The following is an 18,001-nucleotide window of genomic DNA, read 5'->3' on the forward strand; positions in this document are numbered from 1 at the left end:
CATGCTCGCCAAATTTTTCGTCGGGCGCCCCATCTTTGCGTGGGTGATCGCCATCGTCATCATGTTGGCCGGCACGGCGGCGATCACCACGCTGCCGGTCGCTCAATATCCGGACGTCGCGCCGCCGACCGTCGCCATCAACGCGACGTATATCGGCGCTTCGGCGGAGACGGTCGAAAACAGCGTCACGCAGATCATCGAGCAGCAGCTCACCGGTCTCGACGGCCTGCTGTATTTCTCGTCGTCGAGCAGCTCGAACGGTCAATCCAGCATTCAAGTCACTTTCGAGCAAGGCACCAATCCGGATACGGCGCAGGTGCAGGTTCAGAACAAGGTGCAACAGGCGCTGCCGCGTCTGCCCTCCTCGGTCCAGCAACAAGGCGTCAACGTCACCAAGTCGCAGAATGACTTTCTGATGATCGTGGCGGTCTCGGACCTGACCGATACCGCTCACGCCAGCGACCTCGCCGACTTCCTCGTCAGCAACATGCAGGATCCGATCGCCCGCGTGCACGGCGTCGGCGGCGTGCAGGTGTTCGGCGCGCAGTATGCGATGCGCATCTGGCTCGATCCCAACAAGCTGCTTTCCTACAACCTCATGCCCAGCGATGTGCGCTCGGCCATCGAATCGCAGAACACCCAGGTGTCGGCGGGCAAGATCGGCGGCATGCCATCGGCCCCCGAACAGCAGCTCAATGCGACCGTGACGGCGCAGTCGAAGCTGCAAACGCCGGATCAATTCCGCGCCATCATCGTCAAGCACGATCCCAGCGGCGCGACTGTAAGGCTCGGCGATGTCGCGCGTGTCGAGCTCGGCAGCGAAAGTTACGATGCCGTGCCTCGTGCGAACGCCCATCCCGCGTCGGGTCTCGCGGTGAAACTCGCCCCCGGTGCAAACGCACTCACCACTGCCGAAGGCGTCCGCCAGGTGGTTGAGGAATTGAAGTCCGCCCTGCCGCAGGGCTACGCAGTTTCGTTCCCTCGCGACAGCACGGCGTTCATCAAGATCTCCATCGAGGAAGTGGTGAAGACGCTGGTCGAAGCCATCGTCCTGGTGGTCATCGTGATGTTCGTGTTCCTGCAGAACTGGCGCGCGACATTGATTCCCGCGATCGCCGTGCCGGTCGTGCTGCTCGGCACGTTCGGCGTGCTGGAGGTGTTCGGATATTCCATCAACACCTTGACCATGTTCGCGATGGTGCTGTCCATCGGTCTGCTGGTGGACGACGCCATCGTGGTGGTGGAAAACGTCGAGCGCATCATGCGCGAGGAAGGCCTCGGTCCGCGCGAGGCCACGCTGAAATCCATGGGCGAAATCACGCCCGCGCTGATCGGCATCGCAACCGTGCTGTCGGCGGTGTTCCTGCCAATGGCGTTCTTCAGCGGCTCGACCGGCGTCATCTATCGGCAGTTCTCGATCACGATCGTGTCGTCGATGCTCCTGTCCGTCGTGGTCGCGCTGATTCTCACGCCGGCGTTGTGCGCGCAGATTCTCAAGCCGCATCACGGCGAGCCGGAACATCGTGGCTTCTTCGGTTGGTTCAATCGCACCTTCGATCGGGCGGTCAATCGCTACGAGCACGGCGTCGTCAAAGTGCTCAAGCGTCCGCTGCAAGGAATGCTGGTCTTCGGCGCGATCACCCTGGTGATGGCGCTGCTGCTGCTGCGCCTGCCGACCGGCTTCCTGCCCACCGAAGATCAGGGCCAGGTGATGGTGCAATTCACGCTGCCCGCCGGCGCCTCGGTGAGCCGCACGCTCGAAGTGGCCAAGCGCATCGAGAAACATTTCCTCGAGACCGAGAAAGACAACGTCAACACGATGTTCACGGTGTCCGGTTTCAACTTCAGCGGCAGCGGCCAGAACGCCGGCATGGCGTTCGTCAACCTGAAGAACTGGAAGGACCGCAAAGGCGTGAAGAACCGTGCGGACATGATCGCGCAGCGCGCGACCATGGCGCTGTCTACGGTGCGCGATGCTCAGATCTTCTCGCTCAATCCGCCGTCGATCGCCGGCCTCGGTCAATCGGGCGGTTTCGAGTTCCAGTTGCAGGCCAATGCGGGCGTCAGTCGCGAAACGCTGCGACAGATGCGCGATCAGCTCATGGGCCTCGCGCATGCGGATGCAACGCTCACGGCGGTGCGCCTCGGCAGCTTGCCGGACACGCCGCAACTGCATATCGATGTCGATCAGGCGAAGGCCAGCTCGCTCGGCTTGTCGCTCGCCGATGTCAATACATCGCTGAGCGCCGCCTGGGCCGGCGTGTATGTGAATGACTTCATCGACCGTGCCCGCGTCAAGCGCGTTTATATGCAAGCCGATGCGCCGTTCCGCTCGTCGCCGGAAGACCTGGCGCAGTGGTACGTGCGCAGCGAGTCCGGCACGATGACGCCCTTCTCCGCGTTCGCGACCACCAACTGGACCTACGGTCCGGAAAATCTGAGCCGCTATAACGGTCTGGCTTCCTATTCGATCCAGGGCCAGGCCGCCCAGGGCGTCAGCTCGGGCACCGCGATGGACAAGATGGAAGAACTGGTCGGCCAGCTGCCGCCCGGCGCGGGCTTCGATTGGAGCGGCCTGTCGTATCAGGAACGCCTGGCCGGCGGACAGAAGGCTCTGCTCTACAGCATCTCCATCCTGGTCGTGTTTCTGTGTCTCGCGGCCTTGTATGAAAGCTGGTCGGTGCCGCTGTCGGTGATGCTCGTGATTCCGCTCGGCGTCATCGGCGCCGTGCTCGGCGCGACGCTGCGTGGCCTGGAGAACGATGTGTACTTCCAGGTCGCGCTGCTGACGACCATCGGCTTGTCCGCGAAGAACGCGATTCTGATCGTGGAGTTCGCCGAAGCGGCGTACTTACGGGGCACGGGCTTGGTGGATGCAGCCATCGAAGCTGCGCGCTTGCGCTTGCGCCCCATCATCATGACGTCGCTGGCGTTCGTCGCGGGCGTGATGCCACTTGCCGTGTCGACCGGCGCGGGCGCGAACAGCCGCATTTCCATCGGCACCGGCGTGGTCGGCGGCACGTTGACCGCGACCGTTCTCGCCATCTTCCTGGTGCCTTTGTTCTTCGTTCTGGTCCGCAAGCTGTTCAAGGATCGCCCGGTCACCGCACCGGCGCCCGAAGGTGGCGTGCAGAGCGAAGGAGCTCAACATGCGTAAGCACGCCCTCACTCTCGCCGCCGCAATCTCGCTGGTGCTGACTGGCTGCACGATGGCGCCTCGCTACGAGCGCCCCGCCGCTCCGGTCCCCGATGCTTGGCCCAGCGGCGCAGCTTACGATCCTGCGCAGGCAAGCGAGAAGACTGCGGCGGATCTGCCGTGGCGCGAGTTCATTCGCGATCAGAAGTTACAAAAGGTCATCGAGCAGGCGCTCGCGAACAACCGCGACCTGCGCAGCGCGCTGGCGAATATCCAGTCAGCACGCGCGCAGTATCGGATTCAGCGCTCCGACCTGTTCCCGAAATTGGATGGCGAGCTCAGCGGCACGCGACAGAAGAGCCTGAACACGTTCGGTGGCCTCGGCGGCGCGGACGGCAGCCGTGCCTTCGAAAACGAGTTCTACTCGGCCAGCGTCGGCCTGAGCGCGTTCGAGATCGACTTGTTCGGTCGCGTGCGCAGCTTGTCCAACGCAGCTCTACAGTCCTACCTCGCCACCGCCGAAGCGGGTCGCGCGACGCAGATCAGCTTGATCGCGGAAACAGCGAGCGCTTATCTCACATTGGCGGCGGATAACAGTCGCTATGAGCTGGCTCGGAGAACTGTCGAAAGCGCCCAGCGCACAATGGAAGTGACGCAGAAGCGTCTCGAAGCCGGCGTGTCCTCGCGACTCGATGTGCGGCAGGCTGAGACGGTTTATCAACAGGCCCGAGTGGATCTCGCGAGCACGACGGCGCTGATCGCGCAGGATCGAAATGCACTGGAGTTGCTGACCGGCGCTCGCATTCCGGATGAGCTGTTGCCGGCCGAGCTGCCCGAGAATCACGACTGGCTGGCGGATGTACCCGCGGGCTTGTCGTCGTCGGTGCTGCTGGCACGGCCCGATGTATTACAGGCGGAGCATCAACTGCAATCTGCCAATGCAAATATCGGCGCGGCGCGCGCGGCGTTCTTTCCTCGCTTGTCGCTGACGGCGAGCACAGGACTGGCGAGCCCGGAGCTGTCGGATCTGTTCGACGACGGTACGTCCATTTGGTCGGTGGCGCCGAACCTCGTGCTGCCCATTTTCCAAGGCGGCGCGAACGTCGCGAATCTCTCGTACGCGAAGGCGCAGCGAGACTTGTATGTATCGCAGTATGAGCTCGCGATTCAGACGGCCTTCAAAGAAGTGGCCGACGCCCTCGCCATTCGCGGCACGATCCAGGATCAACTGAGCGCTCAACGCGCGTTGGTCGATGCGGCCGCGGACAGCTATCAGCTGGCGGAAGCGCGTTACACCAAGGGCGTGGATACGTTCCTCAATGCCCTGGATGCTCAGCGCACGTTGTACAACGCGGAGAAGTCGCTAGTGTCCGCTCGTCTTACGGCGAGCGATAACGTCGTGACGTTGTATCGCGTACTGGGGGGTGGGCTCGCCGGCGAGGAGTAGCCCGCCAGGCCTGCGGGCGCCTCCTTATAGTTGCCAACCGACGCTCGCGACGCCATCGCGACTGGAACCGACATCTGATTCGGGCTCCAGGTGTAGATCGCCCCGCCAGGTGCGCTGTAGAACGCCTGATAGCAACTGATGTGACGATTGTTGTAAGCCCCGCGCACGTCCTCTTTGGACAGCCCCGGCGAACCGCCATGGGGATGGGTGTGCCACTCGCCGAGCACCTTGGCCGATCGCGGCATCGAGCGGAGCGCCTCAGCGCTGTCCACCACGCATTTCGCAGCGTGGCACGGTCGACTGCGAGTCACGGCGCTGCTGAGGATACCGTCATGCAGGTAGACGAAGCCGAAGTATTCATGATTCGCCGACTTCGGTCCGTAAATGGCGAACTGCTCCAGCACATGAGCCTCGACCTCTTTGCGCAAGCATTCGGACTCATTGCTCTGCGCACCGCTGCGTGGCGCGGTCGCGATCAGCACAACCGCCAGGAACACACGATATGCGACGTTCATGGCGCACTTGTGCCGCGCGAGGCGCCCGCGAATCCTCAGCCATGCCTAAGGGTTTCCTGAGGATTGGCACAAGGATTTCTCAGGGCTTTGTTGAGGGATCCCTGAGGACGAAACGGCAGCCGTATACTCAGCAAATGGCAGCTGAACGGCCTTCATCGGTGCTCAACGACGCATCCTTTCGAGTGGGCGCGTGGCGGGTCGAGCCGGCGCTGGATCAGATTTCGCGTGACGGGGAAGTCGTCCGACTCGAGCCCCGCACCATGCGCTTGCTGGTGCGCCTGGCCGAGAACCCTGGGCAGGTGGTGAGTTCGCGAGAATTGCTCGACACGGTCTGGGCAGGCGTGGTCGTCGGTTCCGCCTCCGTCTACCAGGCGATCTCGCAGTTGCGAAAGTTGCTCGGCGACACGGATCCCGAACCGACGTTCATCGCGACCGTTCCTCGAAAAGGCTATCGACTGGTCGCGCCGGTCGAACGCGTCGCCAGCGTTGCAGCCGAGCCACAAGTACCCTCGGTCCAGCCGATCTCAGATCTGAAAGACCGTCGGCCCACCTATCTGCGTTGGGCGATTGCCGCCCTCCTGGTCGTCGTGCTCGGCAGCGGCGCCACGCTGGTGTTTCGCAATTCCAGACCGTCGCAGTCAGTCGGAATATCCACGCCCGCGGCCGCGCTCGATAGCCGTGCGATTGTCGTCGCGCCCTTTGCGCCGGTGACCCAGGACTCCGCGACCCAGACGCTTGCGCCCATCGTCACCGACCTGCTGCGCACCCGGCTGTCGGCGCTCCAAAACCTGGTGGTCATCGCGAGCGGCTCGGTGGTGAACGCCATGCAGTCAGAACAAGACCTCGACGCCGTCGCTCGCAAGGTGCACGCGCGTTATTTGCTCCGAGGCGAGGTGTCACGCGCACCTGACCGGGTACGGATGAGCGTCACGCTCTTGGATGTCGAATCCGGCTCGCCGATGTGGTCGAGAACTTTCGAGCAGCCGGTCGAGCAACTCGCCGCGGTCCATGAGGCGGTCGTCGAACAGACGGCGAAGTCACTGCAGATTGCGTTCAGCAAGGCCGGCAGTACTGCCCTGGATGTTCCGACGGAACTGTCGACGTACGAGCTGTACCTGCGCGGGCAACAGCTCATGTCGACGTTTCGAGCTGCTGACGCCGAGCAGGCAGCCGTCATCTTCTCGCGCGTGACCACACTCGATCCGTCCTTTGCTCGTGGCTACTTCGCGTATGGCCAAGCGCTGCTGCTCGCTGCGGATCTCGGCGCAAGGAGAATGACGGAGGAGCTTACCCAGCAGGCGGGCCAAGCGTTCGACCGCGCGATCGAGCTGAACCCTGCACTCGGTCCCGTTTGGGCACAGCGCGCGCGCCTCACGCCAGATCCGGTCCGAGCGGAGGAAATGTATCGACGCGCCCTGCAGCTCGCGCCGAGCTATGACGAAAACTACATTCGTTACTCGGATTTTCTGTTCAGCCAAGGCCGGCGCGGCGAGGCCCTGGAGCTCATCGATCGCGCTCGGCGCATCGATCCACTTTCGGCGACGTTGTGTTGGCGCAAGGCGCAACTGGTTCTTGCGACGCGAAGCGACCTCGCAGCGATGGAGCAACTGCTGCACGAGGCCCTGGAGATCCAACCTGATTTTCCGACCGCGCTGCGCGATCTGGCGAATGCCGAATACATCTGGCACGGCGATTTTGCGGACGCCATCCGACTCATGGAGCGAGCCAAGACGGTCGATACAGACTCACATTGGGCCGATGCGCTCATCGCCGAGCTGTATCTGGAAGTGGGCGACCTCACGGCCGCGTCGGCATTGATGCGCGAAGCCCGGCCGCCCACGAAGCTGGGTGCGAAGGATACGTGGCTTTCCATACCGATATATCAGCGCGACAGCCAACGCGCGGCGGAAATGGCTCGCAGCGTCGTGAGTGAATGGTTACCGCCAGCGTCCGCCTCCAGCCTTCTCAACGACGAGGCGCGGCTGCATGCGGTCCATCAGGAGTTGGTGGGTTGGTATTGGCCTACTGCCAATGCGCTTCGGGACGAGGCGATTCTCACGCGCAACTTCGCCCCTGCCCTGGATCTCATCGAGCGCATGACACTGCAGTTTTCAGGCTCTTCGCTGATGCGCAATCGCGGCCTGGTGCTCACCTATGCACATGTTCTGATATTGGCCGGCGAGGCGCGTCGCGGGCGTGACGTTCTGACGTCGCTGCTCGAACAACTGGACGCGGAGCAGATCGGACGTCCCCCGCACATGTTCGCGTGGGAACGTGCTGCAGCCTTCGCGATGCTTGGAGAGAATGAACGAGCTCTGACCGAGCTCGCTGCCAGTCAGAAGATGGGCCGATATGCCGGCTGGTGGTACACCGCCGAGCTCGACCCTATCTATTCTGGAATCCGCACAGACCCGCGCTTCCAATCACTCGCCGCGCAGGCCCGCGCACATCGCGACCAGCAGCGCGCGCTGCTCGAAAAGATGCGAAGCAGCGGCGCAGTGCCGAAACGAAGTTGAAGCATCTCAGCGCGCCGACATCAGGCTCTCGGCGTCCGGATGCAACACGTATACCTGCACCAGCTTGATATCCATCACCGCAGAGATCGCAGTGTTCTCACCGGTCTTCGGATCGGGATAACCGTCGGCGAGCCGGCGTAGCGCGCGGTAAATGGAGGGCGCCGAAGCCTGACCGTAACTGGCGTGGTGGGTCGCCCACGACGTGTTCATCGCGTAGAACCACTGCTCGATGTCCGCGTAGCCGCCGAGCACACCCTCGGCTTTCTCCGGCGTCAAGGTCAGCCGCAGCTTCGTGCCCTTGAACTTGATGATGGACGGATCGGACAGCGCCAGCTCCGGCAGCTCCAGGTCTACCGGGTCGGTCTCGAGCACACCGTCGACGATGCGGCCCTTGGTGCTGGCCTGGAAGCGCTTGCCGAAGCGCGTGTCGATGCGTTGCGAGCCGCCGGGCAGGAAGTGTCCGGTCGAATCGGCGAGCAAATGATCCAGCGTGCGGAAATAGGCAACATCGACGTCCGGATCGTTCTTGAGGCTGTCGACGTTGCTCAGCTCGAACACGACCCGATTGAAGCGATTCTGCTGACGCCACTTGGTCGTGATGATGCCGAGCTCGCCTTCCTTGCGATAGTTGCGCACGCAGCCGACGACCCGGAACAGCTGATTATCGATGCCGGTGCGGCCGTCGTCGCTGACGAAGTCCTCGGGCGAGCTCTTGCCATCGAGATCGATGCCCAGCGCGTACTTGCCGGTGGCCTCGTGATACTCGAACCCGTCTGGCTCGGTATCCGGGAACCAGACCTGAGATTCATAGGCCAGCTGCGTATCGACCAACTTGCGCTTCTTGCCCTGGTCCGGATAGAGGATCGCGAACTGCTCGCGGGGCCCGATATTCCAGCCTTTCGGACATTCTTCCTTGCCGCCTTCGGTCTCGCGGATGCCCCAGTACTCGTCCCACAGCACATAACCGATGCGTCCGCCCGGCGGCGCCCAATCTGCGGCAACGGCGGCCGCCGTTTTTGTTTCCTTGGCCGGCGGCGACGCGGCTGTTGTCAACAGCGGCAGTGCCAGCGCCGCGAGCGCCACTTTCGGCAGCGAACGAACGTCGATCATGGTGTCACTCCGCGTTGTTGTCGTAGTCGTCGCGCAACCAGAATGCTTTGTAGCCGTTCCGGTAGCCGTAGAATTCGCCCCAGCTGTCGCCATGCAGCTCGCCGGGTCCGCGATCGCGCCACATCGTATAAACGGGCCGCTTGCGGAATGCCCACACGCGCAGCGCGCCCGCCTGCTGAGGCTTCGCGACCTTGCCGGTCACGGGGTCGATGAACATCACGCTCCACAAACGGCTGGTGCTCTTGGCGTTCTCGGCGGCGGTCACGTACGGAAAGGTCTCCAGACAGCGCTTGGGATCGCCGCCGCCGCACACCGTCAGTCGATACGCCTGCGGCGAGTCAGGATGGTCGCAAGCAAGCTGATCGAGCGCGTCGTCGCCGCAGTTGTAGACATAGACGGTCTTGCCGCGACTGTCCGCCAACACGATGCCCGAGTAGGTGTCCTGCACCGTGAAGTCCGACGGTGGCTCGGGGGCACGCTGCGTATAAACATTGCTCCAACCCGGCTCGTCGCTGCCGCGCTGGCTATGGAAGAACTCGTCCGCCACGCGCGTATATAACGGTTGTTGCCGGAACGCCCACTGGCGGATGCCGGGCTCCCGTTCGATGATCGTGAACTCGCCACGAGCCTTCGCATACGCCGGCGCGGGAATGGGTTTCCATGCGTGCGCGCAGGGACCGTAACAATTCGATTTGCCCGGGCTGTCTTTCGCGAACGCATAAACCGAATTGCCTTCGCTCGTCACCAGCAGGCGACCCGAGAGCAGCGGCACGATCTCGAATTGCGGCGGCACCATCGGCGGCGGCCCCACCGGCTTGCGAGTGCCCGGCCCGTCCCCGCCAGTTTTGCGCCGTGTGCCGCCGTTCACATCGCCGGGTTGTTCGTCGAGCACCGAGGTGTACAGCGCGTAGCCATCGTACGCCCACTGACGAATCCCATCCTTGCGCCCGATGACGGTCCACTTGCCGATCGGCTTCGCATCCTGGTCGGCGATCACCGCCGGCCATACCTCGAGACAGCTCGGCCGGGTCTCGACTTCCGGCAATTCCAGGCCCGGCGGATACGGACTCATCAGCCCGGAGTTGACCGTGTATCTGGTGTTGTCGCAGGTCGGCTGCCCCTTGCGCTCGCCGACCGCGCCGTTGCGCAACGGCTTCACAGGCCATTGATACAGAGTGTGACCTCGAGCGTCCGCGAAGACCGGGCCTTCCAGCTCGCTGACCACGACCTGGAATCCCGGCGGCATCGGCACGGGCTCGTACGATTCCGTCTGCGGCGTCGCCGCCAGCGCCGGGGCCGACAGCCAAAGGGTCGCGAGCACCGGCAACACGTTGCGAATATATGAACCGCTCACACCAGGATCTCGCTGAGAGGACTGGAAGTCATATTGCTCTTGCTGCCCCAGGTCGGAACGTCGACGCCCATGGTCCGCAGCATCGTGTAGCCGACTCGCGAGACGCCGGTCGCCTGCGCATTCACGTGCAAGCCGGTCTTCACCCGGCCGCCGCCGCGACCCGCCGTGAACGCCACCAGCTTGTCGAGCGAATGAATGCGTGCATCGCCGTGATCGGTGTTCGCATAGATCAGCACGTTGTCGAGCAGCGTGCCCGCGCCTTCGCGAACCTTCGTGAAGGCCTCGACGAAGTAAGCCCATTCCTCGATCGCGCGATGCGCGAACCAGGCGCAGTGAGGTTGATAGCCGAGCGTGCCGTCGATGGGCTCCTCGTGAGTGGTCGTATGATGCGGCTTGTCGAAGCCGGCGCGCGTCGTGTTCGCCTGCGCATTCGAATAGCTCATGTTGAACACTCGGGTCTGATCGCAGGCGATCGCCATCACCATCAGGTCGGTCATCATGCGATGCCGGACTTTCACCATGTCCGCCTCGCCGCCCATCGCCGACTCGCTCGTCAGCTTCGGCGGCGCATGACAAGCGGCGATCGGCTCCGGCCGGGTGAGCTGCTGGTCGAACTGATGCTCCAGATGCCGCAGGCCGCTGAAGTATTGATCGAGGCGCTCGCGATCCGGAGCACCCACGGACTTCTCCAGCGATTTGATCTCGCCCATCACACCGGAGAGCACACTGCGACGAGCCATGAGACGCGGATTCGGCTTGAACTCCGGCGAGTTCGGATCCTGGAAATCGGCGCCGAACAGGCGTGCGTAGAAATCCATCGGCGAGATTTCCGGCGGATTCGGCGCATTCGGCGTTTCGTAGCTGACGGTGTTGCGAAAGTCGCCGGTCGCGGCCGCGGTCAGCGTGCGAAACCGCGTCGTGCGTCCGATCTGATTGGCGATCGTGATGTCGATGGTTTCGCCCGGCCGCTGTCCGCCGGACTTCGGCGCGGCGCCGGTGCGGCCGATGACCCATCCGGAATAGTGACAAAGGTTCGGCTCGCCATCGCGGAAGGCGGTGAGATTCGTGATCAGATTGACGTGCTCGCGCACCCGCGCGACAGGCGCAAGCTGCTCCGGAATGTCATAGCTCGTGCCAGTGCTCTGCGGCACAAAGATGTTGTTGGTCGCGCCCAGGCCCCAGAACCAGGTACCGAAACGCACCGGCATCGGCCGGCCGTCGGCCAGCGCCGTCGCGTTATCGTTCAAGAAACAATCGAGCAGCGGCAGGCCTACGGCAACCGCGGCGCCGCCCAACATCCCGCGCAGCATGCGTCGTCGACTGAGCTTCTTGGCTTTCATGGAATGAGCTACCTCGATGTCAGAGTTTGCGGGGCGGTCGCGACGGGCTCGGCGGCTGCCGTCAGCTGTGACGGACGCTGCGCCGACTTCAGGTCGGGCAATGGATGGACCACGCGCTCGCGACGCGGATGCACCTTGCTGAACGCACGGCTGAGCGCAATCTCACGCAGCAGGTCCGGCACCACATAGCCGTCCTCCGCGAACTCGTCGGCCAGATACTCCAGCACGCGTCGGTCGTTCTCATCGCTGGGCGTCCCGGTGCCATAGGCGAAGGCACGGCGGACCATGCACCAGGGCAGTTGCGCATTGTCACGCAGCGCCTCGCCGAGACCCGCAGCGTCGGTGAACTCGACGCCATCGAGATTGCCGCTGGTGTCGATCGGCGCGTCGTTCTCGGCATGGCGGAAAACGCCGGAGCCGTCGAACGCCTCCATCGTCAGTCCCATCGGATCGGTGATGCGATGACAGCCAGCGCAGCCTGGATCCTGCAGATGGAAATTCACACGCTCGCGCGCCGTCTTGATGTTTGGATCGGGATTCTGAATCGCGGAGAAATCGACGTTCGGCGGCGGCTTCGGCACTACCTGACACAGGAACACTTCACGCAATGCCTTGCCGCGCATCGTCGCCGAGCTGCGTCCTGGATGCGAATGCAGCGCGAGGAAGCTGATCTGGGTCAGCAGACCGGCGCGCGGACTGCCGGCCGGAAATTCGAACGGCTCCCAACCTGGACCGGGCGCGGGCACTTGATAGATCGGCGCGAGCGACGGCGACATGAACGTCTGTCGCGACGTGAACAGATCGCGATAGTCCTGCCGGCGCGTGACCAGATGATCGACCACGGTGCGCAATGTCTGCTCGCGCGCGTCGACGGCGGTCTCGCCGGAGAAGATCGGATAGATCAAATTGTCCTTCGCCAGGGTCGCGAACTGCTCGAAGGCGAACATGTCGTCGAACAATGCGCGCACACCGGTTTCCAGGCGCGGGCTCGCGAGCATGCGATCCACCTCGCGCTCGAGCCCTTTGCGAGTATGCAGCTCGCCGCTGCCGGCCGCCTTCAGCAGCTCTGCATCGGGCGCGGCATTCCACAGGAACAAGCTCAGACGCGTCGCAAGCGAGTAAGCATCCAAGCGCTGCTCGCCGGGGCGGTCGGGATCGGGCTCGGCATGCTCGGCGACCAGCAGCACGCTCGGACTGAGCAACAATCCTTCGATCGCGACGCTCAGGCCCTGATAGAAATCTTTCAATGAGTCGGCGGCCTGGTTCGCTCCCGCGACGAGCGCTTCGAGACGCTCGGGCGGCACCGGCCGTCGATACAGAAGCGGCCCCACCTGCGCAAGAAAGCTTCGCGCGCATTCCGGATCGGCCGCATCGGTTGCCGCCGGCGTGCAAGGCACGAGATACCCGCGACTTTCCTCGCGCACGATCTCGGCCGCGACCTTCCCCGCCGTCTTTTGATAGATCTCCAGTTGAGTATCGGTGATGCCGGCCAGGGCGGTGCCGCTGTTGAGCAAGCCATCGACGCGAGGCACGGCGGCGAAGTTCGCCGTCGGTCGCACGTTCGGCCCGAACACATACATCATCGTGTTCAAGTACTGCTGCTCGGTCAGCAACCGCAGCGATGCCGGCGTGCCCTTCGACTCCGGCTCGCGATTGCTGTTCATTACGCCCACGGCAGCGGTCGCGCCGATGGCCGCCACCGCCACCACGCCGACCGCAAATACACGCACTCGTCGCCGCATTCAAAACCTCTGAAGCTGGTTGTTTCGGGTCAGCGGAGCAGTCACGGCCGGGCACGCTCCAGCGAATCGACGCCCTCGCTCAATGTTTCCTCGCCGGACGGACGCGACTGCACGCGCACGCGCTCATCCCAGCGAGCAAGCACCGCCGCCGGTGTGGGCGCATCGAACAAGCTGCCGCCGATGAAAAAAGTCAGGCTGGCGACCAACCCGATATAAATAGGAAGATTTGCGTAGATGTCGCCCAGCACGGCCATCGTGCCCAGCGTGCCAGCCACGCCGGCGAAAATGCTCGCGATCGCGCCCCGCGCCGTCGCGCGTCGCCACACCATGCCGCCGAGCACGGCGACCATCAATCCACCGACCAGGATGTCCGAGGCGATCGTCAAACCGGCGATCACGTCTTGCAGCAGACAGGCGATCACTGCCATCACGACGCCGAATATGACGATATAGATGCGGCTGTGACGCACTTCGTCGTGCTGATCGCCGGCGCCGTCGCGGCGCCGGCCATGCACGTCTTCTTTCGCTACCGTGGCGGTGGCGATCAATGCTCCGCTCGAGGTCGACATGATCGCGGACAAGGCGCCGGCGACGACCAGACCGGCCAATCCCACCGGTAACACGTGCCGAACGATTTCGGTGTACACCTGATCGCGGCCTTCGAGACCGGGGAGCAGCACTTTCGCGGCCATGCCGATCAGAGCACCGGCGATGCCATACGCAAATCCATATCCGGCGGCGGCCAGGCCTGCCCAGCGCGCAACGGAGTCGCTGCGCGCCGTGAAGACTCTCTGCCAGAGATCCTGGCCGATGACCATCGTCGGCACGTACAGGACGACGTAGGTGAAGATCTTGCCGGCGCCGATCGCGGTCCAGTCGAACGCTTCGGGCGGCAGCCGCGCCTGCAAGCCGGCGAAGCCACCGGCGCTGTACAACGCCATCGGCAACAGAATGAAGAACATCCCGAGCGTCTTGAGCACGAACTGCACGATGTCGGTGAACGTGATCGACCACATGCCGCCCAGCACGGAGTACAGGATCACGACGCTGCTGCCGATCAGAATCGCCGGCACCTTCTCGATATCGAACAGCACGGAAAAGATGGCGCCGTAGGCAATCGTCGAAGTCACGGCGATCATCAAGGTATAGGCCAACATCACGATGCCCGACACCACGGTCCCCATCTCACCGTAGCGAAGCTCCAGCATCTGGCTGACCGTGTAGACCCGCAGCCGATTGATCAGCGGCGCGAGCACCAGGCTGATGAGCGCCACGCCGGCGGACATCGAGAACACCAGCCATACACCCGACAACCCATGCTGATAACCGAGGCCGATGCCGCCAAGCGTCGCACCGCCGCCCATCACCAGCGCGGCGAGCGTTCCGGCGTAGAGCACGGGCCCGAGCCGCCGGCCAGCGACGAGAAAGTCGGCCTGCGTACGCGCACGCGTTTTCGCGTACCAGCCGATGCCGATCATCCCGGCCATGTACAGAGCAATTACCAGTAGATCCATCGTCACCCATGCCTCGAATTGGAGTCTGTTCAAACAGGCCAGCCGCTATCAATGAGCGCCGGGCCGACATCATTTAGCGGGGCTAAACGCCGCGCTTGACTGCCCAACAGCGGTGCGCATGGCAAGCGCCACGCACCACTTATGACGTCATCGAAGCCTATCGATGTCCTTCGGCACGACCTCGCCAGCGGCATTGCCCCATGAATTGCGCACGAAGGTCAGCAGAGCCGCGGCTTGTTCGTCGCTGAGCTTCTGAGCGAAGGCAGGCATCGCCTGCCACGCGTGCATGCGCCATTCTTTCGACGGCGGCTCGACCGGCAGCCGCGGGCCATTGAGCACCAGATCGATCAGCGACGATGCCTCGGGAGCCTGTGCAAACGCGCTGCCAGCCAGCGAAGGACCGGTGTCCACCGAGCCCTGCCCGGTCGGCAGATGACACGTGCCGCAATGGATGTCGTACTGCTTGGCGCCGAGCTCCATGACTTTCTCGCTCGGACGAGCGTTGCTTTGCGCCTTCGCCGGCAGACTCTTCAGGTACACGGCCATCGCGCGCGTGTCCGCTTCGGAGAGATGTCGGGTGCTGTTCAACACCACCTCGTTCATGGTCCCCATCAAATGCGTGCGCGTATTGCTGCCCAGCTTCAAATAAGCGGCGATGTCGTCTTCCGACCATGCGCCGAGGCCTTGCGGCGACGGTGTGAGATTGGGAGCACCGCGCACGACAGGGCCCCGTTCTTCATCGATCTCCTGTAGAACGCCGCCCGTGTAGAGCGAGTGAGCTTGCTCGGCGCCCATGAAATTGCGCGGCGAATGGCAGGCGCTGCAGTGGGCCAATGCTTCGACCAGATAAGCGCCGCGATTCCATTGCGCCGAGCGGCCCGCGTCGGCGACGAAGCGGCCTGCGTCGAAGTACATCGACTTCCACATGCCGAGCAGGCTGCGCTGGCTATATGGAAACTTCAGCTCGTTTTCCCTGGCCGGCGCGGTCACAGGCTTGAGATTCATGAAGTACGCGTACAGTGCGCGCAGGTCCGCGTCGTCGATCTTCGTGAAGCTGGGATAAGGAAAAGCCGGATACAGATGCTGGCCGTCGGGACGTACGCCGCCGCGCATGGCCGCCTCGAATTGCTCGAAGCTCCAGCCGCCGATGCCGGTGGCTTCATCCGGCGTGATGTTGGTCGAATAGATCGTGCCGAAATCTGTTGGGAATGGCACGCCGCCTGCAAAGACAGCTCCACCCGGTTGCGTGTGACAGCTTACGCAGTTGGCGGCGCGGACCAGATATTCGCCGTGCTCGAGCTCCGTGCGCTCATCGCTGTCGGCTGCCACCGGCGCGGCTGACAGCAGCGCACCGAACATCGCGCCCCACGCGAAGGCCAGCGCAGAGCGGGCGGCCAGTTTCGCCAGAACCATGCAGTACCCCATTCATCGCAGTCAGACTCCCCTGCACGGCTTCGTTGCCGATGTGTCCCGACTATAACGTCTATACAAACCAATTCAAATGCCTGTACATTATTTTTTCCGGGCGCGGATCATGATCCGCAACGGCGCATTTCTCATTTCGTTTGCACCATCGCGTTGCGTTTTATCCGATGTCCACCCGACCGTACGACACGCAGGAAACAGACGCGGCGGCGTTGCCGCCGATGCGCGCGATCCAGGCGTTCGAAGCCATCGTTCGCCGTGGCAGCGTAGCTGCGGCGGCGGACGAGCTGGGCGTTTCCTCCGGTGCGGTCAGTCAGCAGCTGCGCAAGATCGAACGTGAGTTGGGTACGCGGCTGCTCGAGCGCGATGGCCGCTCGCTCACGCTTACGTCGTGGGGCCGCATGTACTACGAGCAGGTGCGCACGGCATTCGATGAATTACGCCGCGCACAGCACCGGCTTCACATCGCCCGTGCGAAGCAGGGGATCGTGCTCAGCGCTCCGCCGCCGCTCGCGCTGTGGTTGCAACGCTTGTTATTGGAATGGAGCACGAGTCACGGCACGGTGAGCCTGCGGCTGATCGGCTCGGAGCGCGAGCCGGTGTTGCAGGACGAAGGCATCGACTTTCGAATTTGTTATGGCGCCGATGCGCGCCGCTACGAACGCTTTTCGCAGTTGTTTTGTGACGCAGTGGTGCCGGTCTGCTCGCCGGAGTTCCTGCGCCGGCATCCGATCAAAGATGCAGCCGATATTCTCGAGTGTCCGTTGATCGAAATTGTCTGGGACAGTCGGCACCGTCCGCCGCCGACCTGGGTCGACTGGGCATGGTCGGCCGGCATCGCCCCACCGCAGCATCCCGCGCGTTTGACATTCTCGCTCGCGAGCGCGGCGATCGATGCGGCACAAGACAGCGGCGGCTTCGTGCTCGGCCAGGTTTCGATGATCGCCGAGCACGTCCGCCGGGGACGCCTGGTGGTCCCCGTCGATCGACGCCTGAACTTGCCGGAGTCTTATTTTCTGGCGTGGCAGCGCGGCACGCTGGAGCGGCAGCGCTGCGCCGATTTTCGTAATGCACTCATCGCCGCCGGCCGGCGACAGCAGGATCTCTGCACGAGCGCGCTGTCGTTTACGCCGAGCGCGACGGCGACGTGAGTGACGTAAACGTCGCGACGAGCTCGTGCAGATTGCCGGGATAGGTCAGTCGTACGAATGTGATCGCCGACGTGAGGCTGCGCGTCGTGCGCTCGACAATCAGACACGGGCTGCCCGATTTGACCTTCAGCCGCGCGGCTTCCTCGGCGTTCGCGCCCGCTGCACGAATGCGATGCTCGGCAACGTTCCAGGGAACCTGGCGCAATAACCACGCGCCGGGAGAGATATCGGCGAAAGGTTCCGTGGCAGCGCCCGCCACCGATTGCAGATTGATCAGGCGATACTCGACGCAGAACGGCTGATCTTTCGCGAAATGCCGGCACACCAGCTCGAGCACCGGCGCCGCATCGTCGCTGCCCAGCAGCGCGCGGTCGTCGCGTGTCGCGCGGCGTTTGTGTCGCTCCAATATTTCGAACCTGTAGGGCAAGCCGAGCGCGTCGACCTCGGTCTTGATATCGGGGATCGACAGCACCGCCGACTGCGAGTGCGGCCGGCTGACGAAGCTGCCGAACTTGCGCCGGCGCTCGATGATGCCGGCCTGCGCCAATTGCGTGAGCACCTTGTTGACCGTCATTCGCGAGCAGTCGTATTGCTCCATCAACTCCAGCTCGACCGGAATGCGCTGGCCCGGCTCCCACCGGCCGGACAGGATGTTGCCCTGAATGTCCGACAAGATGCGCTGATGCAACGAGGTCGCCGCACCGCTCTGTTTGTCACTTCGGGCCGTCGCTGCCGCGCCATTGCCCATCGA

The 18,001-nt window shown here is 63.5% G+C and carries 12 protein-coding genes; 4 read left to right on the forward strand and 8 right to left on the reverse strand.

The window, feature by feature from the left end:
• The first annotated feature begins 1 nt into the window (after position 1).
• On the forward strand, positions 2 to 3,157 hold the full coding sequence (locus GYH35_RS01495) for an efflux RND transporter permease subunit (RefSeq protein WP_161827482.1): 3,156 nt from the start codon (positions 2 to 4) through the stop codon (positions 3,155 to 3,157).
• On the forward strand, positions 3,150 to 4,583 hold the full coding sequence (locus tag GYH35_RS01500) for an efflux transporter outer membrane subunit (RefSeq protein ID WP_161813922.1): 1,434 nt from the start codon (positions 3,150 to 3,152) through the stop codon (positions 4,581 to 4,583). Before GYH35_RS01495 ends, GYH35_RS01500 begins: the two co-directional genes overlap by 8 nt.
• Here the strand turns inward: GYH35_RS01500 and GYH35_RS01505 are convergent.
• Positions 4,469 to 5,098, reverse strand: a complete 630-nt coding sequence (locus tag GYH35_RS01505; protein WP_161813921.1) for a hypothetical protein — start codon at positions 5,096 to 5,098, stop codon at positions 4,469 to 4,471. The genes GYH35_RS01500 and GYH35_RS01505 overlap by 115 nt on opposite strands.
• A 134-nt stretch (positions 5,099 to 5,232) precedes the next feature.
• On the opposite strand from GYH35_RS01505, the gene GYH35_RS01510 reads away from it, so the two are divergent.
• Positions 5,233 to 7,614, forward strand: a complete 2,382-nt coding sequence (locus GYH35_RS01510) for a winged helix-turn-helix domain-containing protein (RefSeq protein WP_161813920.1) — start codon at positions 5,233 to 5,235, stop codon at positions 7,612 to 7,614.
• 6 nt (positions 7,615 to 7,620) lie between these two features.
• Here the strand turns inward: GYH35_RS01510 and GYH35_RS01515 are convergent, their stop codons facing one another.
• The 6 genes from GYH35_RS01515 to GYH35_RS01540 form a co-directional block, all read right to left on the reverse strand.
• Positions 7,621 to 8,724 carry a site-specific integrase gene (locus tag GYH35_RS01515; RefSeq protein ID WP_161813919.1) on the reverse strand — a complete coding sequence of 368 codons (1,104 nt, stop codon included), beginning with the start codon at positions 8,722 to 8,724 and terminating at the stop codon, positions 7,621 to 7,623.
• Between the two features lie 4 nt (positions 8,725 to 8,728).
• Positions 8,729 to 10,078: a COG4315 family predicted lipoprotein gene (locus GYH35_RS01520; RefSeq protein ID WP_235936678.1), complete on the reverse strand. Its 1,350-nt coding sequence runs from the start codon at positions 10,076 to 10,078 to the stop codon at positions 8,729 to 8,731.
• Positions 10,075 to 11,418, reverse strand: a complete 1,344-nt coding sequence (locus GYH35_RS01525) for a DUF1552 domain-containing protein (RefSeq protein ID WP_161827483.1) — start codon at positions 11,416 to 11,418, stop codon at positions 10,075 to 10,077. The genes GYH35_RS01520 and GYH35_RS01525 overlap by 4 nt, the downstream gene beginning before the upstream one ends.
• An 8-nt stretch (positions 11,419 to 11,426) precedes the next feature.
• On the reverse strand, positions 11,427 to 13,160 hold the full coding sequence (locus GYH35_RS01530; RefSeq protein ID WP_161827484.1) for a DUF1592 domain-containing protein: 1,734 nt from the start codon (positions 13,158 to 13,160) through the stop codon (positions 11,427 to 11,429).
• Between the two features lie 41 nt (positions 13,161 to 13,201).
• Positions 13,202 to 14,674: a sodium:solute symporter gene (locus GYH35_RS01535; RefSeq protein ID WP_161813916.1), complete on the reverse strand. Its 1,473-nt coding sequence runs from the start codon at positions 14,672 to 14,674 to the stop codon at positions 13,202 to 13,204.
• A 147-nt stretch (positions 14,675 to 14,821) separates the two neighbouring features.
• Complete coding sequence (locus tag GYH35_RS01540; protein ID WP_235936679.1) at positions 14,822 to 16,087, reverse strand: cytochrome c; 1,266 nt, start codon at positions 16,085 to 16,087, stop codon at positions 14,822 to 14,824.
• 179 nt (positions 16,088 to 16,266) lie between these two features.
• Between GYH35_RS01540 and GYH35_RS01545 the strand changes: the two genes are divergently transcribed.
• Complete coding sequence (locus GYH35_RS01545) at positions 16,267 to 17,250, forward strand: LysR family transcriptional regulator (RefSeq protein WP_161813915.1); 984 nt, start codon at positions 16,267 to 16,269, stop codon at positions 17,248 to 17,250.
• On the opposite strand, the gene hutC is transcribed toward GYH35_RS01545, so the two are convergent.
• A complete protein-coding gene (gene hutC / locus GYH35_RS01550) occupies positions 17,225 to 17,998 on the reverse strand; it encodes a histidine utilization repressor (protein ID WP_161814282.1) in 774 nt (257 codons plus the stop codon). The genes GYH35_RS01545 and hutC overlap by 26 nt on opposite strands.
• Between the last annotated feature and the right edge of the window lie 3 nt (positions 17,999 to 18,001).

Source organism: Steroidobacter agaridevorans, from assembly GCF_009932555.1.
Lineage (GTDB): Bacteria > Pseudomonadota > Gammaproteobacteria > Steroidobacterales > Steroidobacteraceae > Steroidobacter > Steroidobacter agaridevorans.